Consider the following 26,374-nt stretch of genomic DNA (forward strand, 5'->3'; position numbering starts at 1 on the left):
TTTGCCTGGACCCGATCGGTCTGGCCAGCGCGAATATGGTGCTATCCCCCGCGCCTGGCCTCGCGCCCGGCGACGTAGCTGGCCGCCCCGAAGATGACCGCGCCGCCAAGCAGCGTCATGGCGTCGGGCACCTCGGCGAAGGCGACGAAGCCGACCAGCGCCACGAGCGGCAGTTGCAGGAACTTGACCGGCTGGGTTGCCGATACCTCGGCTGCGATCAACGCCTTGATCCAGGCGATATGGCCCAGCGTCGCCAGCCCGGCGACAAGGACGATCCAGCCGAGCTGCTCGGCCGTGGGCACTGCCCAGACGGCGAGTGCGGCGGGCAGGCAGGCGAGGCTGACGAAAAACGACTGGAAGAAGACGACGTTGGCGCTGCTCTCCGTGCGCGTCAGGGTCTTGGCGATCAGTTCCGACACGGCCGCCAGCGGGGTCGACACCAGCAGGGCCAGCGCGCCGACGCTGATGGCCTGGGTGGTGGGGCGCAGGATGATCAGCGTGCCCACGAACGCCACCAGCACCGCGCCCACCCGGCGCAGGTCGGCCCGCTCGCCCAGCACCAGCATGGCGCCCACCGTCACGAACACCGGCGACATGAAGCTCAGCGCCTGCACGTCGGCGATCGGGATGCGCACCAGGGCATAGAACCACAGCATGACGGCGATGCCATGGATGGCACCGCGCGCGAGGTGGCGCAGCGGGTGGCGCGTGCGGGGCAGGGTGAACCCCCGCCGGGTAACCAGGAAGGGCAACACGAACAGCAGCCCGAAGGCATAGCGCAGGAACGCGGCCTGGAACGGATCGAGGCCGATCGAGACATGCCGGGCCACGCCGGTCATGACCGCGAACAGCAGGCCCGACAGGGCCATCCACCCCATGCCCACAAGGGTGCCGGAGGTCGCAAGACGGGATGCGGGGTCGGCGGGCGGCAAGCGACGATCCTTCGAGGCTCGGGGCGGCGCAATCGGGTTGCGCGCGAGGCTCGCCGCAGTATCCCCGGGACAGGCAGGAAGAGGATGAAAGCAGGCCTGATTCTGGTCGTCATCGCAAGACGCGATAGCGAAAATCGGCCCCGGCACTTGGGGAATCCAGATGGCTCGTCGGTTGATGCCGGAGAAGACCCCCGGCGCGAGCCTGCTCCGGGAGATGATCCGCTTCGTCGCGCGGCGGCTGATGGACGTGGGCGAGGCGACCGGCGCCGCGCGTGGAGAGCGCAGCAGGGCCGAGGATCATCGCCCTCCACGGCACGCGGGGGGACAAGGCCGCGGCTGGGGGCTCTACGTCAAAGTCGCCGACACATTGCGCATCAGATCCACCCGGAGCACACCCGCGGCCGCCTGATGCTGCGCATCGCGCCAGCACGCAAACGGCCGCGGTAGCCGCCCGGCGGATCAGCGCTGGGATCGTCCGCCGCCGGACCGGCCGCCTTCGGGGCGGCTGCCGCCCTGTCGTCCGCCGACGAACTGCTGCTGGCGCTGGGCGCCTGACGTGCGCGCACGCGCATCGCGGTCGAGGCCGTCGTAGACGTCCCGGCGACCGGCCTGCCCCGCGCCGGGTGCCGAGGGCGCGTTGTCGCGGAAGCCCTGCTGCTGTCCGCCCGCTCGGGCCGGCTGGGTCGCAGGCGGCGGGTCCCGTCGCGCCTGTCCCGGCGCGCCGGCCGATGGTGGCTGCGCCCGGGCCGGGGAGGCGTTCGGGCGCTGGGGGTTGGTCCAGGACCCGTTCTCATAGTGCTGCCAGCCACCCGACTGCGAGCGCCGATAGACCTCGCCGTCGTGACCCACGAACGTGTTGTTCTGCCCGCGCACCACGGTCGTCGAGCCGCGCGGGCCGTCGGTGCGCACGGCACCGGTCCCCTCCGAGGTGACGACGCCGGCTGCACTGCCGCGGGCATTGGACACATAGCCACCGCGCGCCCAGTCGTCGCCGCGGACGACGACGCCGCGCCCCCAGCTGCCATACTGGTTCGTGCCCGTCACGCCGGCTGCGAAGACGCCGGTGCTCGGGTTGTAGCCCCGGCCGGCGCGCCAGGCGCCATTGGGACCGTAGCCCGCGGCGCCCTGAACCCAGCGGCCGGTCGACGGGTTGTACGCCGCGCCGACGGCGTAGCCGGCATTTGGCCCATAGACGGCGACGCCGCGACCGTAGGCGCCGGTCGCCGGATTGTAGACCGCGCCGGCGCCGATGCCGCCATAGGGTCCGTAGACGGCGCCGCCCCGGAAGTAGCTGTTCGTCACGGGGCTGTACCAGACGGCCGCCCCCCAGGTGTATGGCCGAGGATAGTAGATCGGGACCACCACCCCAGGCACCCAGTAGGGCGGATAGTAGTAGCCCGTCCCCCAGACGAGGATGCCCGAGTTGACGTAGCCGAACATGTAGCCTGCCGTGAAGCTGACGACGACGGCGCTCGGGGTGGCACTCTCGACCTTGACGTAGGTGACGTTGTGGACCGGCGCGCTCGGCGGGATCGTGTAGATCGCTGCCGGCACGCTGTCGGCCACCAGCCACGGGCCGGTCGCCGACGGGGCGGAGAACCACACGCCCTTTTCGCAGGCGTAGAAACTGGCGTCCGAGACGCGAATAACGGTCGTCGAGGCGTTGGGCGCGTAGTGCAACGACGTGCCGGCGATGGCCAGGAAGGCCGGCGTGCCGGTGTAGGTCACGTCGAGCTTCGCCTGGCTGCGCGCGATGGTCGCCCTGGTCGGGATCGCCGCGACCATGATCGCTTCCTTGGCCTCGGGCGTACCCGGCACCGAAGCGCGGATGCGCGCCTTGGGATGGCTGAGCGGCACGCGTGCGAAGTCCGACGGGAGGGAGGCCGTGGCGAACGACCACGGCCCGTCGAGTGAGTCCGCGCGATACCAGCGGCCGGCGACGAGGAAATAGTAGCGCCGCTCCGCGCGATGGAAGAACAGGTCGGCGCCGGTATTGGTGACCACCTGCAGGCCGGTTCCCGGGATGTCGGCCAGGGCCGGCTGGCCGCGGATGACGATCAGCTCGGCCGGGGTGGTGGTGACGTGGATCCTCGGCGCGCGGGCGTTCGGAACGGCGCGGGCCGGCAGCGCCGCGCGGACATCACGCCAGCTCTCGCCTTGCGGGAGGCGCTGGAATCCGCCCGGGACGGCCGTGGCGACCGACCAGGGGCCGGTGATATCGGCCGAGACCAGCCAGGTCTTGCCGTCGAGCAGGAAGTGCCGGGCGGTGGAGTTCTCGCGGAAGAGCGCCCAGTTGGTGTTTACGACATAGGCAAGGCCGGTCCCCTGAATGTCGGCGAAGACCGGTTCGCCGTCGAACATGACGAGCCGTGCGTCGGTCCGGCTGACGATGATCGGGGGCGCGTCATTGCGCACCGGGGCGTCGGGCAGCGGCGCTTGAGCCTGCGCGACCCCGTCCATCAGGCGGTCGAGCGAGATCGTCATCGCGCTGCTGGGCAGCAGCGCCTGAACGATCTTCGCGAGCTTCTCTCGCCGCTCCTGGTCGACGATGGAAAAGTTCGTGCGGATCGTCTCGATCCGCTCGAGGACCACCTGGCGACGTTCCAGGTCGACACGGGTGGCCGAGCGCAGCCAGACGGCGCCGGCAATCGGCGCCGTCTCGCCCGCGGGAACTACGTTGACCGCGACCCTGGCGACGAGTGTGCGCTGGTTCTCCCAGCTATCGACCTGTGGCTGGAAGTAGCGCAGCACATGACCCTCGGCCTTCAGTTCCCGTGGCCAGCCGGGATCCTGCGCCATGGCGTACCCGCCCCCGAGGATCAGGATGGTCGAGACCACAAGCAATCTTGCGAGGGTGGGAAACCAGCTCATGTGACGCTCTTTCGCCAGTCGAATGCAGCAATGCGCGGCCCGGTGCTTGGGTCGCGACTACGGGTTGATGTGCGCGATCTTCGTGCCCTGGATGCCCAGGCCGGCCATCAGTCCGCTCTGGTCGAAGAAGAATGCGTAGACGTCGCTGCGCACCGTGGTCGTCGTCATGCTCGCCGCCAGCCCTTCGTCGGCGACCACCACGCTGGGGCCGGTGCCGATCTCCCATCCGCGCGAGCGTTCAAGGTGGCGCACCGCGTCCGTCGTCATGAAGAAGAGCGCGTATCCGTAGGATTGGGCTCCTGCCTGCAGCCCGTAGGACAGGCCAACGGTCCTGTAGTAACCGGTGCTCTGGCCGTTCTTGCGCAGCGCACCGCGGCCGGCCTGACCGCCGACCATCAGCCCGGCCTTGACGATCCTGGGGAAGACCAGAATGGCCTTCGCCTGCTTGCCCAGCGCCCGCGCGCCGGGGGACTTCCGGTAGAGGTTGGCCAGCGCGGTGGTCACGTCGCGGTCGATGCGCTCGCTGGCCTCGCTGGCCAGGGCCGCGAGAGGGGTGGCGGCGACGGCGATCGAGGCGACGGCGGAACGAAGCAGGTCACGGCGTTTCATGGATTTACTCACCCCGTAAGGGAGGTTGCGCGATGCACGGGACCTTCGGGTCGCGTGCGCGGGTTGTCTGCTCCTGCGCGCTTCAGAACTTGAAGGTTGCGGCCAGGAAGGGACCGTGGAAGCCGAGGTCGAATTTTGCCCGGTCAGCCTCGTACTCGACTGCCAGGTAGCGGTACCCGAACCGCAGGTCGATCGAGGGCGTCACCGCATAGTCCACCGTTGCCAGCACTTGCCAGGCGAAGTCCGACCCCACGCCGAAGCCGCCGATGTCGCCATAGAGCGACAGGGCGAACTGGTCGCTCAGGCGCGCCCGGTAGCGGCCGGCCAGCACCGGGTCGACCCAGGTCGTCGTCTTGCTGGCGGACCCCCCGGCCAACGCGCCGGGGCTCAGCGAGAGCTTGGTCGACATCGACCAGACGCGCAGGCCGCCGCCGAAATCGAGGCTTTGCCCTGGCGTATCCATCGCGCGATAGGTGCCGATCGTGCTGCCGATCGTGTTCGTCAGGCGCGTCTCGCTCCCGCCGAACGCCGGGCCCTTCGTATCCGCGTCCGTCTCCAGCTTGAGATAGAGGATGTCGCCCAGCAGGCTGAAGCGGCCGTAGTTCGCCTCCGCCATGCCCATGAACGGCACGCCGCCCAGGTTGGACAGGATGTCGAGGAACTTCGCGTCGACGCTGGCGTCGATCGCCCCGCTCGGGTGCCGCCGGGACGGGACCGTGATGTCGCCTTTGACACCTGCGGCCCAGAGATACGGGGTGAGAGCGAAGGTCCAGCGGTCTGCGTTGGCCTCTTCTGCACGCGCGGATGCGGCGTATGCCGCGGTCACGAGAAGGGTGGCCGGCAACAAGGCTGAAAGGGTCCTGGACATCGAAGTCTCCTGCACCGCCGCGACGCGGTCCGTCGCGGTGCCGGCGCTCGCCTGATCGGTCGTTCTCGACTTGGGAAAGGGGTGGCCGGCGTGCGGCCGGCCACCCGGCATCGGATCCGTCAGCGCGAGCCCGGCGGCGGGAAGAACCAGCGCCCGTCCTTCAGCGGCAGGCTGCGGCCGTCGTCCTCGCCGACCTCTTCGTCGATGCGCGCGTTGAGCTTGGCATTGAGCGCCAGGATCAGTTCGCCATTGGCCCGGACGTCCATCGCGAGGTTGCGGACTTCGTCTGGGTCATTGTGCAGGTCGAACACTTCGAGATCATTGTCGCGCAGCAGCGCCTCGAGCGTCGTTGGCCGGTTGTGGCGCAGCGGGGCGAAGTATCGGCTGAAGCGATAGCGGCCGTCGAAGATGCTGCGCACGGCGCCCCGGTTGCCGAAGTCCGGCTGGGAGGACATCAGCGCCGCGGCCTTCTCCTGCGGTGGCGTGGTCGGCGACAGGATGACCGGAAGGATCCGGGCAGCCCACGGCGCATCGAGATAGGAGAACATGTTGAAGTTGAACAAGGCCGCCGGGCGTAGCGTATCCAGGTCCGCCTTCTCCGGCGCGGCGAGAAGGCGCGACATGTCGCGGCCCTTGAGACCGGCCGCTGCCCGGCCGGCGGCCTCGCTGGCGACACCCGTCAGCCCGATCAGTGTCGGCGCGATGTCGACCTGCGACGTGACGGCACGGCAGGTGCGCTCGCCCGGATAGGCCGGATGCAGGATCATCAGGGGCAGATGGTTCTGCTCCTTGTAGGCGGTGGCGCCTTTTCCCCGCATCTGGTGAGCGCCGGCGAGCTCGCCGTGGTCGGCGGTGACGACCACGATGGTGTTGCGGTCCAGACCGGTCGCCGCGAGGTCCTCGAGAATGCGCACGATGTGCGCGTCACTGTCGCGGATGCAGTTGTAGTGATAGTCCTGCAGCGCCTTCCACCGGCGATCCTCGTTGGGCCACTCGCCGAGCAGAATGTTCTGTGTCTCCTGATACATGCGGTGCGCCCGCGGGCGCCCCGGCGCGTCGAGCGCCTGGTTCCGTGTCGCCGGCAGCGGGACGTTCCATTCGGCGCGATAAAGCTCGTCGTCCGGCGCCGGCGCGATCGGCATGGCCGACTTGGCGGACTGCACCTTCTGTCCCGGCTGGTCCGAGTCGAAGTACATGACGTCGTGCGGGTTCACGAGATTGACGGCCAGGAACCAGGGCGTGCGGCGGGCGGCGAGCTGCTGCCCCTTGGTGCGCAGCCATGCCGACGTCACTGCCGTTGTGACCCCATCGTAGATGTAGCCGCCGTGCCCGCCGTCGACGAGGTCGCCGAGGCCGACATAGTCCTCGAACCCGTAGGACTTGATCGTGGAGGAGTAGTCGGCGAGTGGCACGTCCACGGGCTGATGGGCGCGATCCAGGTTGAAGCTGAGATGCCATTTACCCTGATAGGCGGCATGGTAGCCGAGCTGCTGCAACCGCTTTCCGATGGTCGTCACCTCGGTCGACATATTGCGTTGCCACGGGGCGTCGAGATTGTCGAACACCCCGGTCTGCTGGATATGTTGGCCGGTATAGAGGACCGATCGCGCCGACGAGCAGACGCACGAGGCGAGCTGATAGTTGGTGAAGGTGGTGCCGCGCTTCTTCACGTGCTCGCGGCCGGGAACCGGGAATGGCCACGATTCCATGAAGTGTTCCTGGTCGACCAGGATGAAGAGAATATTGTAGCCTGGCGGCGGCGCGGCAGGCGCCTGGGCCGGTGACGGCGGGGCGCGCAAGGTGGCCGCCTGGGCCGTCGGCGAACCGAGGCCCGGCAACAGGGCGGGTGCGAGCGATGCTGCTGCCGCGCTCAACAATACCGTACGCCGCGACGGACCGCGGTCTTCGTTTCTTGCGTCGCTCATCCGGTCTCTCCTCGCGTCTTGGCCAGAAACTTGCCGCCGACGGTCGCGGATCGGATCACTTCGATCCCGCAAGACGCATCGACAACAAAGCCCTGCCGCCGGCGAACTATTCCGCTCGTCGGCGAGCTCTTGGCCTGATCCTGTCTTGGGGGGCGGACCCGGGATATCCGATTTCCGCAAGAGCAGCGACGCTGTTCGCGTTCCGCGCGAGTGCCGTTGGCAACGGTGGGGTCGGTGGGATTGGTGCGGGACCGCGGCCGAGGATCGACGGCCGGGGCGGCGAGATCAGCGGCGCGCGCGCGCCAGCGTTTCCGACGGACGTTCGCCGAACAGCCCGGCGTACTGCTCGGAAAATCTTCCGAGATGGAAGAAGCCCATCGCCATCGCCGCCTTCGTGACGCTGGTGTCGTCGCCGGGTCGCGCGAGAAGCCTGCGCACCCGGTTGAGCCGCATGACCGTCATGTACGTCTTCGGTCCAACGCCCAGGCAATACTGGAAGGCGTCCTCAAGCGTTCGCAGCGGGACATCCAGCGATTCGCACAGCTCCGAGACCGTTTTGGGAGGGTCCTCGCTGGAGCAGACGAGATCCTCGGCCCTGCGAACGATCCGCCGACGCGACGACCAGCCGCGGACCGGCTCCGGCCGGCCGATGGCCAGCAGCAGCGCATCGATGATCAGCTGGTCGAAATGCGGATGCTGTTCGGGAATTCCGCCTACGCCGGGCGAGTGGCCGGGTTCGTCCCGCGCCCCGGGCAGGAACTGCCGCGCGAGGGCGACGATCCTCTCGTTCACGGACGGAAACACCTGGCCGCGCCGCAGCATCTGCGACATGCGCTGGCCGAACAATACGTCGGCGAGCTGGTCGACGCGCCCCGCTTCGGCCGCGATCGTCAGGAAATGCGCCGAGACCGGAAGCTTGAAGCCGATGCCTTCGTGGGGGTGGCGAACCGTCAGGGTGTCGCGATCGATGCCCTGATGGTTGATCAGCATCGGCCCCTCGCCGGCGACCAGCACGCCGAACGTATAGGCGTCGGGCGGGACGAAGCCGCTGCCGACAAACGACCGGATGTGCCGGTGGCGCACCATCTGCACCCGCCCGTTCGCCACCCCGTCGAGGGCGACCGAGAAGCGTCCGCCGGAAAGCTGATTGTACTCGACCGCCCAGCCGATCGACAGGAGATGCGCCGTCAGTTCGTCGACATCGGGCGTGACCACGTGCCCAGACGGCAGCCGTGGAACGTCGTCGTCCGATCTCGTCGAGGGTTGTGCTGGCTGGTCGAGCATCCGGGACGAACGACATTGAGGCTGTCGGCATTAAGCCGAAGTCGCTTGTCGTCGTCCAGTCGGATGCGCCGGTGCGCCAGCGGCGAAGAAGCTTGTCAGGTCATTGTTCCGGTCCTCTTGAGCCGTGTCGGATCGCAGGGCGCCGTTACTTCGGCTGCAGGAAGGGCAGCGTCTTGTGCCAGTGATCGCCGCGCAAGGCCTTCTCGTAGCCGTAGTTGAAGAGGGCACCCATGAAGGCCGGGTCGAAGTCTCCGGCGCGCGGGGCCGAGAAATCCTCGCCGATATAGGCAAGATTGAAGTCCACGCCGTCGCGGTTGGTGGTGTTCCAGATGCGGACCAGGTCGTTGATGCCGGACATGTGGATCATCGTTGCGATGGCTCTTCCGGCGATGGTGAGGGTCGAGCGCTCCACGACGTTCCATTCCGGGTCCAGGCGCCCGTTTCGGATGAGATACGCGTGGCGCTCGCGGACGACGTTGTTCTGGCGCGACAACTCGCCGAGACGGATCGTCGGCGGATAGAGGAACATCTGGGCGATCGCGCCGCCATCGACGTGCATTTCCTGGTAGGGCCGGCCGTCGACATCGACGTCGATCATGACCGGCGGGAAGGCGGCCGGGATCGCGGAGGAGGCGAGCAGAATCCGGCGGAAGAGCTCCAGCCTGCCGGGGTGCTTGCTCGCGGCGATGGCGCCCATGTTCCAGATGACCGGCCGCTGCGCATCGAGGTTGGTCGTGCCGATCAGCAGCAGGCGACCCTTCTGATGCTCGCGGGCGATCGCCGTCAGCATGTCCTCGTTGATGTGCTTGGAAATGACGGCGAACAGCGGCGAAGTGTCCGACAACGCGTCGTCGAAGATGGCCGCGGTCAGCCCGCGGTCGAGAAAGACATCCTTCTTCGAGATGGTAGTGTAGACCTCCTTCAGCGTCGCATCGTAGGAAGGGCCGAGGAAGGCGAGGGGAGCGACCAGCGAACCGGTGCTGACGCCCGTGACGATCTTGAACTCGGGCCGGGTGCCGGTGGCGGTCCATCCGACCAGGAGGCCCGCGCTGAAGGCGCCGTGGTCGCCGCCGCCGGAAATCGCCAGGAAGTTGGCAGGCGGAAGCGGCCGCCCGGTCCCGGCGATGCCGAGCGCGTCGATCTCGCGCTCGACGGATCGCTGTCCCTCGCGTGCCATCGCCACCGCCTCGGTGTCGACGAAGTAGCGGACATCGGGAATTCCGAACGGGACGGCCTTGGCCGTCTCGGTCAGCGGCACCGGAGCGAGCCGTACCGGGGTCGAGCAGCCCGGCAGGGCCAGAGCGGAGAGGGCGAGTGCGGCGACGAGGAACCGTCGCGTGCATGCAGGGCCGCCGATCGCTCTGCTGTCCTCGTACGTCGATATTTCGCTGTTCACGTCGCTTCCTCTTCGGTCGGTGGTCGACGGCCGGGCGGGCCGGCCGTCGACGATGGCTAAGTGCGCTGGTGTCGTTGCAGGGCGTCCGCGACGGGCTCGCTTCAATCCGCGAGGGGCAGCCGCTCGCCGCTGCGCGGATGAATGGAATAGCCCCGACGCTCGATCTCGGCCCGGCTGCGTGCCGAGAGATCACCCGTCACCCACACCTCGCCGCCTGCGGCCGCGCCGTCGTGATGCCCGGCCTGACCGCGACCGGCGGACACGGGCAGTCGCGCGACGAACCGGGAGGTGAGCTCCGACCAGAGCACGTGGTCAAACGGCGCCAGCACCACTGCCTGGCCGCCGGGCAGCACGCCGACCGGGAAGCCCCAGTCCGTCGAGATCCGGGCCAGCGGGCGGACCGTGCGGTGATAGGCGGCCATCATCTCGGCGAGCCTCTGGAACAGATGGGCGCCGCCCTCCGTCTCCACGGTCAGGGCGGCATCCAACAGCCGTCGGCGGTCCGCTACCCCTCCCATCGCCTCGAGCGACGTGACGATCAGGTACTGGTGCCGGGGCGAGTAGCTGCGATGGGCGAGAAAGCGGTCGACCAGATCCTTGGGCATGCCCATCCCGGCCAGCGCCTTGCGCGACCGCCGGGAGATCTCTGCGGGCGGCTCGGCGGCGACCACCGTCTTCGCCTGCTCCAGCGTACGGGCATAGCCGGCGACCTGCAGCACGACCGCGCCCGTCGCCATGGAGACGGCGCTAAGCGAGAGGTTGCCGGCGGCCGAGGCCCACGCGATGGAATTCAGCTCCTTCTGCAGAGCCTCGTTGGTCGAGTAGACATCGACATCGAGCTTGCGGGCGAGGTCGCGCTTGAACGACGAGACGGCGAGAATGGCTGCTGCCGATCCGTCCTCATACTGGGACCGGCGCCCACGGCGCAGTTGTTCCCCCACTCGGCCGAATATCTCCGCCGTCGCTTCCGGGATGCCGCTGAGGGTCCCGGCGGGATCCTCGATCAGGCTGCGCGCACCACGGACCGGTCCGGCGAGGGCGTTCTTCGTGGCCTCGACGAAGGCATCGCTCTTCTTGATGCGGCGCAGCTCCGCGATCGCCGCGAACTCGCGGACGAGCGAGCGCAGGGGCGCGTTGCCGTAGACGATGTGGTCGCCGAACTCGCTGCGCACGCGGTATTCGGGCATCAACGAATAGACGTGGACGGTCGGGTCGACGGTGTGGTGCGGACCGCGGATCATGGCCGCCGGCAGCACGTCCTCGGCGCGCAGGACCGCCGGCGGCTCCAGGCTGTCGGCACCCTGAGCCAGGGAGCTGCCGGCGAGGCCAACGGCTGCCGGCAAGAGCGACACGGCGAGCGCGACGCGAATCAAGGTCGAACGGCGCGATATTGCCTGCATTTAGTCACCTGCCTGAGTGCTTGGCCAACCCTCGCGATTCGCCGCTTGCGGGCCGCAGGCATTAGCCTCTGCCGCGTCGCTGAACGCCGGGCGGAGGAGTGACTGCGGACCGTGGGGTTCGACCACGTGTCTTCGGCCGACACGTTTCTACTCAGGGCCGCAAAGGGGATATCCGATTTCCGCAAATGCGACGGCAGAGAGGCACGCCCCGCTCAGCGGGTGACGCAGCCCGATCGCTCGCAAGCTCCAGGCGGCGCAAGACAAGAGGACGCCAGTCGGCGAAGAGGCGGTCGTCCTGCGGCTACGCCCATCTGTCCGTCGATTGCGACGAGGTCGACAACGACGAGATCCGGCTCCGCGGCCCAAGGCCGCGCTCTCCAAGGTAGCCTCGACGGGTGCTCTTCCGGCACCCGAGGAACTGGTACACAGCTTTGTATGGGAGTGGTGTCCCCGGCGAGATTCGAACTCACGACCCCAGGATTAGGAATCCTGTGCTCTATCCTGCTGAGCTACGGGGACTGGCCGCCGGCACCATAGCAAAAGCGGGGTAGTGTCCGGAAGATGGCGCGAGGCGGCCGGTGTCGGCTAGGATCGGCTGGATGAATCCCGCATCCGATGCCCCTGCCAAGCCCGGAATCCCGTTCGGCGGGGAGGCGTTCGACCTGCCGGCCGTGGCTGGGCCGACCCGCAGCTACATCATCGCGTCGACGCCGCGCAGCGGGTCGACGCTGCTGTGCGACCTGCTGCTGGCGACGGGGCGGCTGGGGGTGCCGACCGAGTATTTCAATGCCAAGGACACGGTGAAGGCCATGGCGGCGCGCCTCGGTCTGCCCCATCCGCCGCCGACCGATGACTACCTGCGGGCGGTGCGGCAGCGGCGGACGTCGGCCAACGGCGTCTTTGGCGCCAAGTTGCATTTTCACCAGGCGGCCGAACGGTTGCCGCATCCGGTCTTTCGCCGGTTCCTGGCCGAAAGCCGCTTCGTGTGGCTGCGCCGGCGCGACCTGCTGGCGCAGTCGATCTCGCTGGCGCTGGCCTGGCAGACCGATCGCTGGTTCGTGCCGGCCGACGGTGCCGCCGCCGCGGAACCCCCGAAGGACGAGCCGCCGATCAGCTACGCCGCGCTGACCCGGGCGATGTCCCTGATCCAGGGCGAGAATGCCTATTGGGGCTTTTTCTTCCAGGCCAACCGCATCGAGCCGCTGCTGATCGACTACGAGGCCATGCTCGACCGGCCGGCGGCGGCCGTCTCGGCGGTCCTGACGCTGGTCGGCGAAACGCCGGAGCACGAGGTCCGGCTGGACGGCGCCCGCTTCGGCCGGCAGGCCGACCAGCGCAATGCCCGTGTGCGGGCGGAGATCATGAATAACCTGCGCGTGCGTCCGCGGTCCCCGGCCGCGCCGGCTGCGCCGGCACCGGCGGAGGGGTGATGCGGCGGCCGGGATTGCGCTAAGGTCGGGGCAAGACCCCCACCCAAGAACCATCCGGAGGAACATGATGTCGGTGCAAGGCGAGCGGGCCGCGGCGGTTGCCGCGACCGTCGCGCGGGTGCGCGCAATCGAGGCGACCCAGGGGACCGGGCCGGATGCCCTCCAGGCGATCGCCGCCGAGGTGACGGCCCTGGCATCGCAGACGGCCCTGTTCCCGCCGGCGCACTTCCCGGTCGCGGCCGGGCGCGGCACCATCTATCGCCTGTCGGAGGATGCCGACCACCGGTTCGCGCTCTACGCCTCGGCCGGCGTGCCGGGCAAGGCCCAGCCGCCGCACGACCACACGGCCTGGGCCGCCATCAGCGGCGTCTATGGCGAGGAGCGCAACACCTTCTGGAAGCGCACCGACGACGGCGCCGTGGCCGGCCGGGCGACGCTGGAGGAGACGGGAGCGCGCACCGTGCGCCGCGGCAACGCCGTGTCGTTCGGCCCGGCCGACATCCATTCGATCCATGTCGAGGGCAAGGTTCCCTCGCTGCACCTGCATATGTACGGGATGAGCCTGGAACACCTGCCGCACCGCCAGGTGTTCGAGCCGGTGTCGGGCACCAGCGCCACCTTCCCGCCGCCCGCCATCGTCAAGGCGCCGCTGGTCGAGGCGGCCGAACTGAAGGCGATGCTGAGCGACGGCGGCGAACTGGCCCTGGTCGACGTGCGCGAGGAGGGGCCGTTCAGCGACGGCCACCTGCTGTTCGCCATCTCGGTCCCGCTCAGCCGGTTCGAGCCGCGGATCGCCGGCGTCGTGCCACGCCGGACGACGCGCATCGTCCTGGTCGATGCCGACGAGACGCTGGCCCATCGTGCCGCCGCCAAGCTGCAGGTGGCCGGGTATCGCGACGTGTCGGTCCTGGCGGGCGGGCAGGGGTCGTGGGCGGCCGCCGGCTACGAGATCTTCTCGGGCGTCAACGTGCCGAGCAAGGCCTTCGGCGAGATCGTGGAGCATGCCTGCGAGACGCCACGCATGGAGGCATCCGAGGTCAAGCGGCTGATGGATGCCGGCACCGACATGGTCGTGCTGGATAGCCGGCCGTGGCCCGAATACGTGAACATCAGCATCCCGACCGGCATCGACTGCCCAGGGGCCGAGCTAGTCTATCGCGTGCAGGACATCGTCAAGTCCCCCGACACGCTGGTGGTGGTGAACTGCGCCGGGCGCACCCGCAGCATCATCGGCGCGCAGTCGCTGATCAATGCCGGCCTGCCCAACCGGGTCGTCGCGCTGAAGAACGGGACCATGGGCTGGCACCTGGCCGGCCTGCAGGTCGATCGCGGCGCCGGCCGCATGGCCCCGGCCCCCAGTGCGGAGGCCGTCGCCTGGGCCAAGGCGCGGGCGGACGAGGTCGGCCGGCGGGCCGGCGTGCCCGTGATCGACGAGGCGAAGCTGGCCGAGTGGCGGGCCGACGCCGGCCGCACCACCTTCCTCTTCGACGTGCGCACGCCCGAGGAGTTCGAGGCCGGGCACTGGGCGGATTGCCGCCACGCGCCGGGCGGCCAGCTCGTGCAGGCGACCGATACCTATGCCGGCGTCCGCGGCGCCCGCATCGTGCTGGTCGACAATGACGGCGTGCGGGCGACGATGACGGCGTCGTGGCTGATCCAGATGGGCTGGGACGCGGCCGTGCTGGGCGACGGCCTGGCCGGCCGTACCCTGGTCCCGGGTCCGGCCCCGGTCGAGATCCTGGGCGGCTTGCCGGACGTGCGCCAGGTCGAGCCGGCGGAACTGGAGCGCCTGCTGGCGGCGGGCGAGGCGGTCGTCGTCGACATCGACACCAGCCTGCGCTATCGCGCCGGCCACGTGCCCGGCGCCTGGTTCGCCGTGCGCTCGCAGTTCGCGACGTCCCTGCCGAAGCTGCCGGCGGCACCGCTGTTGGTCATCACCTCGGCGGACGGGCAGTTCGCGAGCCTGGCCGCGCCCGAGGCCGCCCGCATCCTGGGCCGGCGGGCGGCCGTCCTGGCCGGCGGCACCCGCGGCTGGCAGGCGGCGGGTCTGCCGCTGACCAAGGGCTTCGAGCACCTGGCCGACGAGCCCAACGACGTCTGGTATCGCCCCTACGACCGCGATACCGGGATCGAGGAGGCCATGCACCAGTACCTGACCTGGGAGGTCGACCTGGTCGGCCAGCTCGAGCGCGACGGCGACGCGCGCTTCCGCGTCCTGGCCCCCGCCTGATCGTCGCCAGCACAGCACCCGCGACCCCTTACCCCCACCGGTTCGGCAACACCCCACCTCGCAGAACGAAGGGTCCGATCATGGACAAGGAACACCAGGGCATGATGCGCAAGGATACGCTGCTGACCCATCTCGGCAGCCATCCGCGGGACAATCACGGGGCGGTCAACCCGCCCGTCTACCATGCCTCCACCATCACCTTCCCGACGGTGGCCGCGCGCGATGCCGCGCGGGCCAAGAAGTTCGAGGGCGTGACCTACGGCCGCTCCGGCACCCCCACCACCTTCGCGCTGGAGGAGGCGCTGGCCGGGATCGAGGGCGGCCATCGCGCCATGCTGGTCTCGTCTGGCCTGGCCGCGATCTCGGTCGCCATGCTGGCCTTCGTGTCGGCCGGCGACCATGTGCTGGTGGCCGATACGGTCTATGGCCCGTGCCGCATCTTTTGCGACCGGGTGCTGAAGCGGTTCGGGGTGGAGGTGACCTTCTATGATCCGCTGATCGGCGCCGGCATCGCAGAGCTGATCCGGCCCAACACCAAGGTCGTCTACTGCGAAAGCCCGGGCTCGCTCACCTTCGAGATCCAGGACATCCCGGCGATCGCGGCCGCCGCCCATGCGCGTGGCGTGAAGGTGCTGCACGACAACACCTGGGGCACGCCCTACTTCTTTCCGTCCTTCAAGCATGGCGTCGATGTCTCGATCCATGCCGCGACCAAGTACATCGTCGGCCATTCCGACGCGATGCTGGGCGCCATCGTCACCAACGAGGAATGCTTCCTGCCGGTGCGCCAGTCGATGGCCGAGCTCGGCTACTGCGCCGGGCCGGACGACATCTATTTCGGCCTGCGCGGCCTGCGCACCATGGCCGTCCGCCTGCGCCAGCACCAGGAGAGTGCGACCAAGATCGCGACCTGGCTGCAGGGCCGCCCGGAAGTGGCCCAGGTGCTGTACCCGGCCCTGCCGGGCGCCCCCGGGCACGAGCTGTGGAAGCGCGATTTCCTCGGTGCCTGCGGCCTCTTCTCGATCATCCTGCATCCGGCGGCCAAGCCCGGCGTGGACGCGATGCTGGACGGCATGCGGCTCTTCGCCATGGGGGCGAGCTGGGGCGGATTCGAGAGCCTGATCCTGCCGTCCCATCCCGAGGACCTGCGCACGGCCACCCGCTGGGCCGGCGCCGGCCCGGTCATGCGCCTGCATATCGGGCTGGAGGACCCGGCCGACCTGATGGCCGACCTGTCGGACGGCTTCGACCGCATGCGCCTTACCAACCAGGCCGTGGCGGCCGAGTAGACGCCGGTCAGCGCGTGTCCCGCTCCGCCAGTTGCGGGCGGGACACCGCTTCGCCCCAGGCCTGTTCGACCGAGACGTATTCGGCCGGCGGGCCGCCGGCGTCGGCGATCTCGCGCAGCAGCTTCTGCAGGATGGCGCGCGGGAAGGCCTGGGCCTCCGTCGCCACGATCAGGAAGCTGTTGGTGCCGCCCACCACGTTCTCGCGATAATACTCGTCGAGCGGCGGCTCGGGCGGCCAGGTCCAGGCCGGCTTGGGCCGCATGATCGCCAGGCCGTTGATCGTCACGCCATCGGCGATCGCCTCGTCGCGGGCGGCGGCCGGCGCGCGGCCGTGGTTGTTGACGCCATCCCCCGACACGTCGATCACCTTGCGCGTGCCCTCATAGGCGTTGGCCCCGATCAGGATGACGCCGGCATCGATGGCGGCCCCGATCGCGGTCCAGCTCTGCGACACGCGCGGCTGGGCCGACAGGCGGGCGGCAAAGCCGTCGGCCGCCTCCTTGCCGTCGATCAGCGACCAGCCGACGACGACGCGCTGGTACTCGGCCGCCGACCATTCCAGATAGGTGACGGCGATGCTGCCGTTGCGGCCCGAGCGGATGGCATCGACGATGCGCTGGTCGCGAAAGGCCTGGGCATAGCCTTCGCGCTGCAACTTGCCGTCCGTCTCGTCGATCGAATGGGATACGTCGACCGCCAGTACCAGCTCCAGGTCGACCGGCACCCCGTCCGCCAGCGCCGGGCCCGCCAGCAGGACCGCCAGCAGCAAGGGCAGGAGGGACGCCCGCCGCATGCGCGTCAGCCGCCGTCGCGGCTGGGTGGGGGCGCGCCCGGCCGGTCGGCGATCTCCTTCAGCAGCTTGTTCAGCACGGCCTCGCCGAACGCCTCGAAATCCTCGGCGACGACCAGAAAGGCGCCCGGCCCGCCGATCACGTTCTCGCGGTACCAGGCATCCAGTTCCCGGTCGGGCGGGCGGCCGAAATTGGTGCGGTCGTTGATGATGGCCAGGCCGTTGACGGTGATCCCCTTGGCAACCGCGTCGTCGCGGGCGGCCGCCGCAGGCCGCCCGGAATTGTTGCGCCCGTCGCCCGAGACGTCGATCACCTGGCGGGTGCCCTCGAAGGTCTGGCCGAACAGCGGCACCGCGAAGTCGATGGCGCCCGACACCGAGGTCCAGCCCCAGGACTGCCGCGGCGACGCCTCGAGCTGGTCGGCGAAGGCGCGTGCGCTGGCGGCATCCTTGATCAGGGTCCAGCCGATGATGTGGCGCTGGAAATCGACCGCCGCCCATTCGACGTAGGTGACGCCGATGCGGCCGAGCGGGCCGTTGCCGATGGTGCGGATGACACGCTGGTTGCGAAAGGCCTCGACATAGCCCTGGCGTTGCAGCTGCGCCTCGACCTCGTCGATCGAGCGCGAGACGTCGACCGCCAGCACCAGTTCCACGTCGACGGGTTCCAGCGCCGCCGCCGGCAGGCCGGCTACGGTCAGGACGGCAGCCAGAATCGCTCGCTGCATTGCACCCATGGACGAAGACTAGCGCGTTGCCGGTCGTCCGTCGCCTGCCGTCTTGGCGTGGCGCCGGGCCTTGGCCTCGCGCCACGCGATATAGACGGTGGAGGTGAAGATGACCGTGCCGCCGACCCAGGTCCACAGGTCCGGCACCTCGCCGAAGAGCGTGAAACCCAGGGCCGTCGCCCAGATCAGCTTCAGGAAATCGAACGGGAGCACGACCGTCGTGTCGGCCTCCCGGAAGGACTGGGCCAGCGCCACCTGGCCTATTGTGCCCAGGGTCGAGATGCCGAAGAGGATGAGGAACTGCCAGGCGCTTGGCCAAGTCCAGAAGGGCAGGGCCGCCAGCAGCGCCAGCGGCGACATCACGAGCGCCATGTAGAGGGTGATGGTGATGCTGGAATCGGTGCGCGACTGCACCTTGATGATCAGCATCGCCATCGCCCACAGCGCCGACGAGGTGAGTGCCAGCAAGGGGCCGGTGCCGACCTCCACCAGCCCGGGCCGCAGGATGACGAGCGCACCCAGGAACCCCGCCCCGATCGCCAGCCAGCGCCGCAGCCGCACGCGCTCGCCCAGGAACAGAATGGCCCCCAGCGTGGCGAACAGGGGTGCCGTGAAGGACAACGCCGTCACCTGTGCCAGGGGCGTGATCGACAGCGCCACGAAGTTGCACAGCATCGACACGGTGTTGATCGTGCCGCGAAACAGGTGGACGCTGGGCTTGGTCGATTTCCAGGCGCGCGACCCCATGCGCAGGACCCAGGGCGCCAGCACCACCAGCCCGAACGAGGTGCGGAAGAAGGCGACGACGAACGGGTGCAGTTCGCCCGTCATGTGGCGGATGCCGGCCTGCATCAGCATGAAGGCCACGGTCGCCACCAGCATGCAGAGGATGCCGCGGGCAACCGACGGCGGCCGTGCGCCGGCCCGCGTTGGGGTACTCTGGGGGGAATCTGCCATGAACTGCGCCAAGCCTAGCACCCAGCCGCCGGAGATGTCGCGCCGATGACGGTCCTGCCGATCCTTCGCTATCCCGACGCGCGCCTGCGCCTGCCCTGCCAGCCGGTCGCGGTCTTCGACGATGCCCTGCGGCGGCTGGCCCAGGACCTGGTCGAGACGATGCGCGCGGCGCCCGGCATCGGCATCACCGCGGGCCATGTCGGGGTGGCGCTGCGTCTTGTCGCGATCGAGCTCGAACCGGCTGGCGGCCCGTGCTTCTACGTCAACCCGGTCGTGGAATGGGCATCGGACGAGCGCGCCCGCCACATGGAGGGTAGCGTGTCGATGCCCGGTGTTTCGGACGAGGTGGAGCGGCCCGCCCGGGTGCGCGTGCGCTTTCAGGACCTGGACGGGCAGATGCAGTCGGAGGAAGCCCACGGGCTGGCCGCGGTCTGCCTGCAGCACGAGATCGACCAACTCGACGGCGTCTTCTGGCTCCAGCGCCTGTCGCGCCTGAAGCGCGACCGGCTGGTGCGGCGGTTCGAGAAGCGGGGCGACCCGGCAAATCTGGTCTAGCGCCACGACCGCCGCTAGAGTGCCGTCCGACCCTTCCACCACGCCCGAGCTTTCGTTCACATCATGGAATCCCTCGACTGCGTCGTGATCGGCGCCGGTGTCGTCGGCCTTGCCGTCGCGCGCGCCCTGGCCGAGGCCGGGCGCGAGGTTGTCGTCCTCGACCGCGCCGAAGCGATCGGCACTGAAACCAGCTCGCGCAACAGCGAGGTCATCCATGCCGGCATCTATTATCCAACCGGCAGCCTGAAGGCGCTGCTCTGCGTCGAGGGCAAGCACCGGCTCTATGCCTATTGCCGCGAGCGGGGCGTGCCCTTCACCGACTGCGGCAAGCTGATCGTGGCGACCGACGACAGCCAGGTGCCCTACCTGCATGCCCTCCAGGCCAAGGCGGTCGCCAACGGCGTGCCCGACCTGGTGATGATGACCCCGGCCGAGGTCAGCCGGATGGAGCCGGCGGTGCGCTGCACGGCAGCACTCTTCTCGCCCTCGACCGGCGTGATCGACAGCCACTCCTTCATGCTGGCGCTCCAGGGCGACGCCGAGGCGGCCGGCGCGATGATCGCCTTCCATACGCCCGTCCTGGGCGGCCGGGTCGACGGCGACGCCATCATCCTGGAAGCCGGTGGCGAGGAGCCGATGACGGTGCGCTGCCGGGCGGTCGTCAACTCGGCCGGCCTGCACGCGCCCAGCGTGGCCGCCGCCATCGCCGGCGTGCCGAGCCAGAGCGTGCCGCCGCAGCTCTATGCCAAGGGCAACTATTTCTCGCTGCTCGGCCGGCAGCCCTTCGGCCGCCTCATCTATCCCATTCCCGACAAGCACGGGCTGGGGGTCCATGTCACCATCGACCTCGGCCGGCAGGCGCGCTTCGGGCCGGACGTCGAATGGATCGACGAGATCGACTATGACGTCGACCCGCGGCGCTGCGAGGGCTTCTATGCCGCCGTCCGGACCTATTGGCCGGACCTGCCGGATGGCGCGCTGGCGCCCGCCTACAGCGGCATCCGGCCCAAGATCTCCGGGCCCGACCAGCCGGCGGCCGACTATCGCATCGACGGGCCGGAGGTGCATGGCGTGCCGGGCTTGGTCAATCTCTTCGGCATCGAATCGCCGGGCCTCACCGCTGCGCTGGCCATTGCCGACCGGGTGCGCGACCTACTGCCGCCGCGATGACGCTGGTCATCGTCCTGTTCCTGATCGGGGCGGGGCTGGCCGGCTTCGTGTCGGGCCTGGTCGGCTTCGCCTTCGCGCTGGTGGCGGCCCCCGTGTGGCTGCGCGTGCTGGATCCGCTGGAAGTGATCGGGCTCGTCGTCTGCTTCGGCGTGCTGACCCAGGGCTATGCCTTGTGGAACATGCGCCGCGAACTGGACCTGGCACCGTCGCTGCCCTTCATCGCCGGCGGGCTGCTGGGCGTGCCGCTCGGGGTGTGGATCGTGCGCTCGCTCGACCCGCATTCCTTCCAGTTCGCCGTCGGCATCTTCATGATCCTCTATACGGGCTACCTGCTGGCCAGGCCCGAGGTCGGGCGCATCCGCGGCGGCGGGCGGCCCGCCGATGCCGCCATCGGCTTCGTCAGCGGAGTGATGGGCGGCATGACCGGCTTCAGCGGCCCGATCGTCACGCTCTGGTGCGCGCTCCGCCCCTGGGGCAAGTACGAGCAGCGGCAGGCCTACCAGCCCTACCTGCTGGTCATGCATGTGACGACGATCGTCTCGTTGGCCGTGGCCGGCACCCTGACCCGGCAGACGGGCGAGCTGTTCCTGATCGGCACGCCGCTGGTGGTGGCGGGCCTTTGGGCGGGCTTCCGCCTCTACAGCCGGATCGACGACCAGGCCTATCGCCGGATCGTGCTGTGGCTGCTGCTGGCCTCCGGATTCTCTCTGCTGTGGTGAAGGAATCTCCGACATGGCCGTGATGGCGACGGATGCCCTGGTCGAGCTGGCGACGGCGGTGCTGGTCGCGGCCGGCACCGAACCTGGCAATGCGGCCGTGGTGGCCGACGCGTTGGTGGCGGCCGACGCCGACCAGATCGCCTCGCACGGGGTGGCCCGGCTGCCGGCCTATGCCGACCAGGTGCGGTCAGGCAAGGTCGATGGCCACGCCCGGCCGCGGCTGGAACAGACCGCCGCCGCCACGTTGCGCGTGGATGCCGCGGACGGCTTTGCCTTCCCGGCCGTGCGGCTGGGGCTGGACCGGGCGATCGCCCTGGCGCCGCAGACCGGCATTGTCGCGGTCGGCGTCCATCGCTCGCATCATTTCGGGGTGGCCGGCCACCATGTCGAGCGGCTGGCGGCGGCGGGGTTGGTCGGGCTGGCCTTCACCAATTCGCCGGCCGCCCTGGCGCCCTGGGGCGGAAACCGGCCGATCTATGGCACCAACCCGATCGCGTTCGCCTGTCCCCGCCGCGGGCAGGGGCCGCTCGTGGTCGACCTGTCGCTGTCGAAGGTGGCGCGCGGCCGCATCATGGTGGCGGCCCAGAAGGGCGAGGCGATCCCCGAAGGCTGGGCGGTGGACGGGCAGGGGCGGCCGACCACCGATGCCAAGGCGGCGCTGGCGGGCACGATGCTGCCGCTGGGCGATGCCAAGGGCGCGGCGCTGGCCCTGATGGTGGAACTGCTGGCGGCCGGGCTGACGGGCGGAAACTATGGCTTCGAGGCCGGGTCGTTCTTCACGGCGGACGGCAGCAAGCCCCGCATCGGCCATCTCTTCATCGCCATCCACCCGCCGGCCCTGGCCGGCGACGGGTTTCTCGATCGGGTCGCCATCCTGCTCGACGCGGCGACGGGGCAGGACGGGGTGCGGCTGCCGGGGGACCGGCGGCTGGCGGCCCGCACGCAAGCCGCGGCCGGCGGCGTGTCCGTGCCCGATGCCCTCCTGGCCGACCTGCGTGCCCGGGCAGGATAGCCCGGGCGGCGACGCCCTCAGATTTCGCCGCGGTTGCCGGAGTCGGTACGCCGCGCGGCGTTGAACTTGCCGATATTGCCGATCAGCTGTTCCAGGAAGCCCAGCTCCTTGCCGACGGACGGGGTCTGGCGGGCTACCAGTTCCACCGACTTGCTGTCGCGCAGGTCGAACTGCCGGACGCCGGCGACGACGCCCGACGTGTCGAAGTCGATCGCGACCGACTCTTGCGATTCCGTCGAAGGGGCGAAGAAGGCGACCTGGGAGGTCCGCCGGCTGACATAGTACCAGCTGCGATCGTTGAAGGTGGAGAGCGTCGACGGCGTGCCCAGGATGCGCTGCACCTCGTCCTTGGTGGTGGCACCGGGGCGGATCTCGTTCAGCTTCTCGGATGCGATCAGATTGCCATGCTGCTGCACGATCGGCGAGCAGGCGGCACCGAACAGGCCGGCGCAGACGGCTGCGGCGAGAATTTTCGTGGGCACGGTCATCTTGCGGCCTCTCCGGAAAACGGGCATGGCGGGTGCGGCAATGGCGGCCGGTTGACCCGACAGCGCCCCCTTACCATGCTTTGCGCAGTATTCAAGCCCGGCTTGCGGTGCAAGGTACGGCAGGCCCGGCAAAGGGCAGGGTGCCGCCGGCCATGCCGGCTGTCAATCATGGCCGCCCCCTGGTTCAAGGTCGCGGGGGCAAGGGGGTCGCGTCATCGCGGCGAGAGGCGAGGGGGAGCATGGCACTGGGTCGGTGGTTTTCGCGAAAGGAAGGTCCGGAGGCGGCCGCGGCGGCACTCTATGTGACGGTGGTCGAGCAGGCCCGCCGGCCGGACTTCTATATCCAGGCCGCCGTGCCGGATTCGATCGACGGCCGGTTCGAGTTGATCGCGCTCCATACCTTCCTGGTCCTGCACCGGCTGGCGCCCGACGCCGAGGCCAGCGACCTGTCGCAGGCCCTGTTCGACCGGTTCTTCGCCGACATGGACCGCAGCCTGCGCGAGATGGGGGTGGGCGACATGGGCATCGGCAAGCGGATCCAGCACATGGCCCAGAGCTTCTATGGACGCATGTCGGTCTATCGCGAGGCCCTGGCCGGTGACGATGCCGGCCTGGAGGCCGCGCTCCGCCGCAACCTCTATGGCACCGTGCCGGCGACGGAGGCCCCGCCGGTGGCGGCCGTCGCCGCCTATGTGCGCGCCGTCGTCGCCGACCTGGCCAGCCAGCCCGCCCAGGGGCTGATGGCCGGCAAGGCGCGGTTTCCAGAGCCTCCCTCCATCCCAGCATCCGGACAGCCCGCATGACGACCCAGACCCCGCCCGAATTCTCCCGCCTCGTCTCCGTCGAGCGTGTCGATCGCCGCGGACTCGAGCGCAAGATCGAGGCCGACCCGGCCGAGCGCGCGGCACTGGCCAAGCGCTTCGACCTGATCCAGATCGACCGCCTGGTCGCCACCGTCCGGCTGAAGTCGATCAATGGCGGGACCGCGATTCGCCTGGATGGTCATATCGAGGGCAGCGTCGTCCAGTCCTGCACGGTGACGCTGGAGCCGGTGCCGGCCACCGTCGAGTCCGACTTCGTCCTGCTCTTCACCCGGCAGAAGGACGGCGAGGAAGTGGACATCGCCTTCGAGGACGAGATCGTCGAGCCGCTGGAAGGCAGCGACATCGACATCGGCGAGGCGGCGGCCCAGGAACTGGCCGTGGCGCTCGATCCGTACCCGCGCGCGCCGGGCGTCAGCCTGGAATCCCTTGACGCCGAGGTTCTGCGGTTGCAAGAAGCGGACGAACTCGAAGAAAACTCGAATTCCGCTCCCGACCGGGCCCGTGGGATACACGGTCGCCGCGAGGATTGATTGCACGCGCATGGCGGATCGGATACAACGCCCGGCCTTTTGCGCCGCCTAACCGTACGCCTCCAGGAAAGCTGAACCATGGCCGTTCCGAAAAAGAAGACTTCCAAGTCCCGCCGCAACATGCGCCGCTCGCACCATGCCCTGGTGCCCCAGGCCCATGCCGAGTGCGCCAACTGCGGCGAGCTGAAGCGCCCGCACCATGTCTGTGGCTCGTGCGGCCATTATGACGGCCGTGAGGTCGTGGCGGCGGCTGGCGCCTGATCCGGATCGCGGCGCCGAGGGGCGGGGCTGGCGTTGAGCGACCGTTTGACCATCGCGCTCGACGCGATGGGCGGGGATGATGCGCCAGGCATCGTCATCGACGGTGCCAACCTGGCCCTTACCCGGTTCCCGCAGGTCGATTTCCTGCTCTTCGGGCCCGAGCCGGCGCTGCAGGCGCTGCTCGAGCGGACCCCGAAGCTGAAGGCACGCTGCCGGATTTTCCATACCGACGTCGCCATTGCCGCCGACGCGAAGCCATCGCTGGCCATGCGCAACGGGCGCCAGTCGAGCATGCGGCTGGCGATCAATGCCGTGCAGGAAGGGCATGCCGCAGGCGTCGTGTCCGCCGGCAATACCGGCGCCCTGATGGCGATGGCCAAGCTGGTGCTGCGCACGCTGCCCGGCATCGACCGGCCGGCGATCTGCTCGTTCTTCCCGACGCTGCGCGGGGAGAGCGTGATGCTCGACCTCGGCGCGAACATCGATTGCGACGCCGACAACCTGTTCCAGTTCGCGGTGATGGGCGAGGTCTTCGCGCGCACCGTCCTGGGTCTGGCCCGGCCGACCGTCGGCCTGCTGAACGTCGGGGCCGAGGACCAGAAGGGCCACGAGTCGCTGCGCATCGTCAGCCAGCGCCTGCGCGACGCGACCCTGCCGATCGCCTTCCACGGCTTCATCGAGGGCAACGACATCGCGACCGGCACGGTCGACGTCATCGTCACCGACGGCTTCACCGGCAACGTCGCGCTGAAGACCGCCGAAGGCACCGTCAAGCTCTTCTCCCAGTCGCTCCGCAGCGCCTTCAAGAGCTCGCCCCTGGCCTCCATCGGATACCTCCTGGCCCGCCCGGCCATGCAGAAGCTGCGCCGCCGGCTCGATCCGCGGCGCTACAATGGCGCGGTCTTCCTCGGCCTCAACGGCATCGCGGTGAAGAGCCATGGCGGCGCCGACGCGCTGGGCTTCGCCAATGCCATCGGTGTCGCCGTCGACATGGCCCTGCACGGTTTCCTCGACACCGTCCGCGAGGAGTTCCAGCATTTGTATCCCGACCTGGGCTTGCTGCCGCCGACGGCCGCGGTCGCACCGTGACCGTCCTGCGCTCCGTCGTGGCGGGCTTCGGCGCCGCCCTCCCGCGCGAACGCGTGACCAACGAGGCGCTGGTGGCGCGCGGGGTCGACACGTCCGACGAATGGATTCGCCAGCGCACCGGCATCGGCAGCCGCCATATCGCCCAGCCGGACGAGACGACCGTGACCCTGGCGACCGCGGCGGCACGGGCCGCGATGGACCGCGCCGGCATCGGCCCCGAAGCGATCGACATGGTCGTGCTCGGCACCACCACCCCCGACGACACATTTCCCGCCTCGGCGACCCAGGTACAGGCGGCACTCGGCATCCATGGCGGCTTTGCCTTCGACGTGCAGGCGGTCTGCTCGGGCTTCGTCTATGCCCTGGCCATGGCCGACAACTGCCTGCGGCTGGGCCAGGCCCGGACGGCGCTGGTGATCGGCGCCGAGACCTTCACCCGCCTGCTCGACTGGGAGGACCGGACGACCTGCGTGCTGTTCGGCGACGGTGCCGGCGCCATCGTGCTGCGGGCCGAGCCGGGCACGGGCACGGCTGCCGACCGCGGCGTGCTGACGACTCACCTGCATTCCGACGGCCGCCACCGCGACGCGCTCTATGTCGATGGCGGACCATCGACCACCGGCACCGTCGGCCATGTCCACATGAAGGGGCAGGAGGTCTTCCGCCACGCGGTCAACCGCTTGGCGGAGGTGGTGGACGAGGCGCTGAAGGCAACCGGGGTGACGGCGGCCGACATCGACTGGCTGGTGCCGCACCAGGCCAATCGGCGCATCATCGACGCCATGGGTCGCAAGATGGGCCTGCAGCCGGAAAAGGTCGTGGTGACGGTCGATCGCCATGCCAATACCTCGGCGGCATCGATTCCCCTGGCGCTGGCGGAAGCGGCGGCGGACGGGCGCATCCAGCCGGGCCAGCTCGTGCTGATCGAGGCCATGGGCGGCGGTTTCACCTGGGGCTCCAGCCTGATCCGCTGGTGAGCCCGGACCCTGGTCCCGGCGACAAATCGTTGCAAATCAT

24 protein-coding genes and 1 tRNA gene are annotated in these 26,374 nt (G+C 69.4%); 12 read left to right on the forward strand and 13 right to left on the reverse strand.

Going from position 1 to position 26,374, the window contains the following annotated elements; translation table 11 throughout:
• Nucleotides 1-41: 41 nt before the first annotated feature.
• The 9 genes from STVA_RS10230 to STVA_RS10270 all read right to left on the reverse strand — a co-directional run bounded on the left by STVA_RS10230 (nt 42) and on the right by STVA_RS10270 (nt 11,804).
• A complete protein-coding gene (locus STVA_RS10230) occupies nt 42-878 on the reverse strand; it encodes a DMT family transporter (protein ID WP_123687865.1) in 837 nt (278 codons plus the stop codon).
• A gap of 513 nt (nt 879-1,391) precedes the next feature.
• A complete protein-coding gene (locus STVA_RS10235; protein ID WP_142235727.1) occupies nt 1,392-3,803 on the reverse strand; it encodes a dermokine domain-containing protein in 2,412 nt (803 codons plus the stop codon).
• Between the two features lie 57 nt (nt 3,804-3,860).
• A complete protein-coding gene (locus STVA_RS10240; protein ID WP_123687868.1) occupies nt 3,861-4,412 on the reverse strand; it encodes a lipid-binding SYLF domain-containing protein in 552 nt (183 codons plus the stop codon).
• Nucleotides 4,413-4,494: 82 nt separating this feature from the next.
• Nucleotides 4,495-5,391 (reverse strand): hypothetical protein, encoded by an 897-nt coding sequence (locus STVA_RS10245; RefSeq protein ID WP_142235728.1) that lies wholly within the window; start codon nt 5,389-5,391, stop codon nt 4,495-4,497.
• 8 nt (nt 5,392-5,399) lie between these two features.
• Nucleotides 5,400-7,205 (reverse strand): sulfatase family protein, encoded by a 1,806-nt coding sequence (locus STVA_RS10250; protein ID WP_123687870.1) that lies wholly within the window; start codon nt 7,203-7,205, stop codon nt 5,400-5,402.
• A 285-nt stretch (nt 7,206-7,490) separates the two neighbouring features.
• On the reverse strand, nt 7,491-8,489 hold the full coding sequence (locus STVA_RS10255) for a helix-turn-helix domain-containing protein (protein ID WP_123687871.1): 999 nt from the start codon (nt 8,487-8,489) through the stop codon (nt 7,491-7,493).
• Nucleotides 8,490-8,634: 145 nt separating this feature from the next.
• Nucleotides 8,635-9,990 carry a patatin-like phospholipase family protein gene (locus STVA_RS10260; protein WP_197735838.1) on the reverse strand — a complete coding sequence of 452 codons (1,356 nt, stop codon included), beginning with the start codon at nt 9,988-9,990 and terminating at the stop codon, nt 8,635-8,637.
• Entirely contained in the window at nt 9,987-11,285 is a 1,299-nt protein-coding gene (locus STVA_RS10265; RefSeq protein WP_123687872.1) for a hypothetical protein, read from the reverse strand. Before STVA_RS10265 ends, STVA_RS10260 begins: the two co-directional genes overlap by 4 nt.
• Nucleotides 11,286-11,727: 442 nt before the next feature.
• A tRNA-Arg gene (locus tag STVA_RS10270) sits at nt 11,728-11,804 on the reverse strand.
• Between the two features lie 80 nt (nt 11,805-11,884).
• On the opposite strand from STVA_RS10270, the gene STVA_RS10275 reads away from it, so the two are divergent.
• From STVA_RS10275 to metC, 3 genes are all read left to right on the forward strand, one after another.
• On the forward strand, nt 11,885-12,715 hold the full coding sequence (locus tag STVA_RS10275; RefSeq protein WP_123687873.1) for a Stf0 family sulfotransferase: 831 nt from the start codon (nt 11,885-11,887) through the stop codon (nt 12,713-12,715).
• A 64-nt stretch (nt 12,716-12,779) separates the two neighbouring features.
• Complete coding sequence (locus STVA_RS10280; protein ID WP_123687874.1) at nt 12,780-14,945, forward strand: rhodanese-like domain-containing protein; 2,166 nt, start codon at nt 12,780-12,782, stop codon at nt 14,943-14,945.
• Nucleotides 14,946-15,025: 80 nt separating this feature from the next.
• Nucleotides 15,026-16,234 (forward strand): cystathionine beta-lyase, encoded by a 1,209-nt coding sequence (gene metC, locus STVA_RS10285; protein WP_245978132.1) that lies wholly within the window; start codon nt 15,026-15,028, stop codon nt 16,232-16,234.
• 7 nt (nt 16,235-16,241) lie between these two features.
• Here metC and STVA_RS10290 read toward each other — a convergent pair whose 3' ends face one another.
• The 3 genes from STVA_RS10290 to STVA_RS10300 are packed head-to-tail and all read right to left on the reverse strand — an operon-like array spanning nt 16,242 to nt 18,709.
• Nucleotides 16,242-17,027 carry a DUF1194 domain-containing protein gene (locus tag STVA_RS10290; protein ID WP_123687875.1) on the reverse strand — a complete coding sequence of 262 codons (786 nt, stop codon included), beginning with the start codon at nt 17,025-17,027 and terminating at the stop codon, nt 16,242-16,244.
• Nucleotides 17,028-17,032: 5 nt separating this feature from the next.
• Nucleotides 17,033-17,752 (reverse strand): DUF1194 domain-containing protein, encoded by a 720-nt coding sequence (locus tag STVA_RS10295; RefSeq protein WP_245978133.1) that lies wholly within the window; start codon nt 17,750-17,752, stop codon nt 17,033-17,035.
• 18 nt (nt 17,753-17,770) lie between these two features.
• On the reverse strand, nt 17,771-18,709 hold the full coding sequence (locus STVA_RS10300) for a DMT family transporter (RefSeq protein WP_123688763.1): 939 nt from the start codon (nt 18,707-18,709) through the stop codon (nt 17,771-17,773).
• A 45-nt stretch (nt 18,710-18,754) separates the two neighbouring features.
• Here STVA_RS10300 and STVA_RS10305 point away from each other — a divergent pair, with 45 nt between their 5' ends.
• The 4 genes from STVA_RS10305 to STVA_RS10320 all read left to right on the forward strand — a co-directional run bounded on the left by STVA_RS10305 (nt 18,755) and on the right by STVA_RS10320 (nt 22,165).
• Nucleotides 18,755-19,264, forward strand: coding sequence for a peptide deformylase (locus STVA_RS10305; protein ID WP_123687877.1), 510 nt, complete (start codon nt 18,755-18,757; stop codon nt 19,262-19,264).
• A gap of 63 nt (nt 19,265-19,327) precedes the next feature.
• Nucleotides 19,328-20,434, forward strand: coding sequence for an NAD(P)/FAD-dependent oxidoreductase (locus STVA_RS10310; protein ID WP_245978135.1), 1,107 nt, complete (start codon nt 19,328-19,330; stop codon nt 20,432-20,434).
• On the forward strand, nt 20,431-21,153 hold the full coding sequence (locus STVA_RS10315) for a sulfite exporter TauE/SafE family protein (RefSeq protein ID WP_123687879.1): 723 nt from the start codon (nt 20,431-20,433) through the stop codon (nt 21,151-21,153). The genes STVA_RS10310 and STVA_RS10315 overlap by 4 nt, the downstream gene beginning before the upstream one ends.
• Nucleotides 21,154-21,166: 13 nt before the next feature.
• The gene (locus tag STVA_RS10320; protein WP_123687880.1) at nt 21,167-22,165 is read left to right on the forward strand and encodes an Ldh family oxidoreductase; all 999 of its coding nucleotides are present in this window, start codon (nt 21,167-21,169) and stop codon (nt 22,163-22,165) included.
• 17 nt (nt 22,166-22,182) lie between these two features.
• Here STVA_RS10320 and STVA_RS10325 read toward each other — a convergent pair whose 3' ends face one another.
• Complete coding sequence (locus STVA_RS10325; RefSeq protein WP_170216276.1) at nt 22,183-22,653, reverse strand: outer membrane protein assembly factor BamE; 471 nt, start codon at nt 22,651-22,653, stop codon at nt 22,183-22,185.
• Nucleotides 22,654-22,892: 239 nt separating this feature from the next.
• Between STVA_RS10325 and STVA_RS10330 the strand changes: the two genes are divergently transcribed.
• From STVA_RS10330 to STVA_RS10350, 5 genes are all read left to right on the forward strand, one after another.
• Nucleotides 22,893-23,456, forward strand: coding sequence for a ubiquinol-cytochrome C chaperone family protein (locus tag STVA_RS10330; RefSeq protein ID WP_123687882.1), 564 nt, complete (start codon nt 22,893-22,895; stop codon nt 23,454-23,456).
• On the forward strand, nt 23,453-24,007 hold the full coding sequence (locus STVA_RS10335; RefSeq protein WP_123687883.1) for a DUF177 domain-containing protein: 555 nt from the start codon (nt 23,453-23,455) through the stop codon (nt 24,005-24,007). The genes STVA_RS10330 and STVA_RS10335 overlap by 4 nt, the downstream gene beginning before the upstream one ends.
• A gap of 78 nt (nt 24,008-24,085) precedes the next feature.
• Nucleotides 24,086-24,268, forward strand: a complete 183-nt coding sequence (gene rpmF / locus STVA_RS10340) for a 50S ribosomal protein L32 (protein WP_123687884.1) — start codon at nt 24,086-24,088, stop codon at nt 24,266-24,268.
• Nucleotides 24,269-24,301: 33 nt separating this feature from the next.
• Entirely contained in the window at nt 24,302-25,357 is a 1,056-nt protein-coding gene (plsX, locus tag STVA_RS10345) for a phosphate acyltransferase PlsX (protein ID WP_123687885.1), read from the forward strand.
• The gene (locus STVA_RS10350) at nt 25,354-26,334 is read left to right on the forward strand and encodes a beta-ketoacyl-ACP synthase III (RefSeq protein ID WP_123687886.1); all 981 of its coding nucleotides are present in this window, start codon (nt 25,354-25,356) and stop codon (nt 26,332-26,334) included. The genes plsX and STVA_RS10350 overlap by 4 nt, the downstream gene beginning before the upstream one ends.
• Nucleotides 26,335-26,374: the final 40 nt, after the last annotated feature.

The organism is Stella humosa, from assembly GCF_006738645.1.
Classification (GTDB): Bacteria; Pseudomonadota; Alphaproteobacteria; order ATCC43930; family Allostellaceae; genus Allostella; species Allostella humosa.

Bases quoted from the DNA above. Each gene is read 5' to 3' on its own strand.
- STVA_RS10300 (WP_123688763.1), bottom strand. From the start codon at position 18,709: ATGGCAGATTCCCCCCAGAGTACCCCAACGCGGGCCGGCGCACGGCCG.
- STVA_RS10280 (WP_123687874.1), top strand. From the start codon at position 12,780: ATGATGTCGGTGCAAGGCGAGCGGGCCGCGGCGGTTGCCGCGACCGTC.
- STVA_RS10235 (WP_142235727.1), bottom strand. From the start codon at position 3,803: ATGAGCTGGTTTCCCACCCTCGCAAGATTGCTTGTGGTCTCGACCATC.
- STVA_RS10305 (WP_123687877.1), top strand. From the start codon at position 18,755: ATGACGGTCCTGCCGATCCTTCGCTATCCCGACGCGCGCCTGCGCCTG.
- STVA_RS10295 (WP_245978133.1), bottom strand. From the start codon at position 17,752: ATGCAGCGAGCGATTCTGGCTGCCGTCCTGACCGTAGCCGGCCTGCCG.
- STVA_RS10250 (WP_123687870.1), bottom strand. From the start codon at position 7,205: ATGAGCGACGCAAGAAACGAAGACCGCGGTCCGTCGCGGCGTACGGTA.
- STVA_RS10255 (WP_123687871.1), bottom strand. From the start codon at position 8,489: ATGCTCGACCAGCCAGCACAACCCTCGACGAGATCGGACGACGACGTT.
- STVA_RS10325 (WP_170216276.1), bottom strand. From the start codon at position 22,653: ATGACCGTGCCCACGAAAATTCTCGCCGCAGCCGTCTGCGCCGGCCTG.
- STVA_RS10240 (WP_123687868.1), bottom strand. From the start codon at position 4,412: ATGAAACGCCGTGACCTGCTTCGTTCCGCCGTCGCCTCGATCGCCGTC.
- STVA_RS10275 (WP_123687873.1), top strand. From the start codon at position 11,885: ATGAATCCCGCATCCGATGCCCCTGCCAAGCCCGGAATCCCGTTCGGC.
- metC (WP_245978132.1), top strand. From the start codon at position 15,026: ATGGACAAGGAACACCAGGGCATGATGCGCAAGGATACGCTGCTGACC.
- STVA_RS10315 (WP_123687879.1), top strand. From the start codon at position 20,431: ATGACGCTGGTCATCGTCCTGTTCCTGATCGGGGCGGGGCTGGCCGGC.
- STVA_RS10310 (WP_245978135.1), top strand. From the start codon at position 19,328: ATGGAATCCCTCGACTGCGTCGTGATCGGCGCCGGTGTCGTCGGCCTT.
- STVA_RS10330 (WP_123687882.1), top strand. From the start codon at position 22,893: ATGGCACTGGGTCGGTGGTTTTCGCGAAAGGAAGGTCCGGAGGCGGCC.
- rpmF (WP_123687884.1), top strand. From the start codon at position 24,086: ATGGCCGTTCCGAAAAAGAAGACTTCCAAGTCCCGCCGCAACATGCGC.
- STVA_RS10265 (WP_123687872.1), bottom strand. From the start codon at position 11,285: ATGCAGGCAATATCGCGCCGTTCGACCTTGATTCGCGTCGCGCTCGCC.
- STVA_RS10320 (WP_123687880.1), top strand. From the start codon at position 21,167: ATGGCCGTGATGGCGACGGATGCCCTGGTCGAGCTGGCGACGGCGGTG.
- STVA_RS10245 (WP_142235728.1), bottom strand. From the start codon at position 5,391: ATGCCGGGTGGCCGGCCGCACGCCGGCCACCCCTTTCCCAAGTCGAGA.
- STVA_RS10335 (WP_123687883.1), top strand. From the start codon at position 23,453: ATGACGACCCAGACCCCGCCCGAATTCTCCCGCCTCGTCTCCGTCGAG.
- STVA_RS10230 (WP_123687865.1), bottom strand. From the start codon at position 878: ATGGGGTGGATGGCCCTGTCGGGCCTGCTGTTCGCGGTCATGACCGGC.
- STVA_RS10290 (WP_123687875.1), bottom strand. From the start codon at position 17,027: ATGCGGCGGGCGTCCCTCCTGCCCTTGCTGCTGGCGGTCCTGCTGGCG.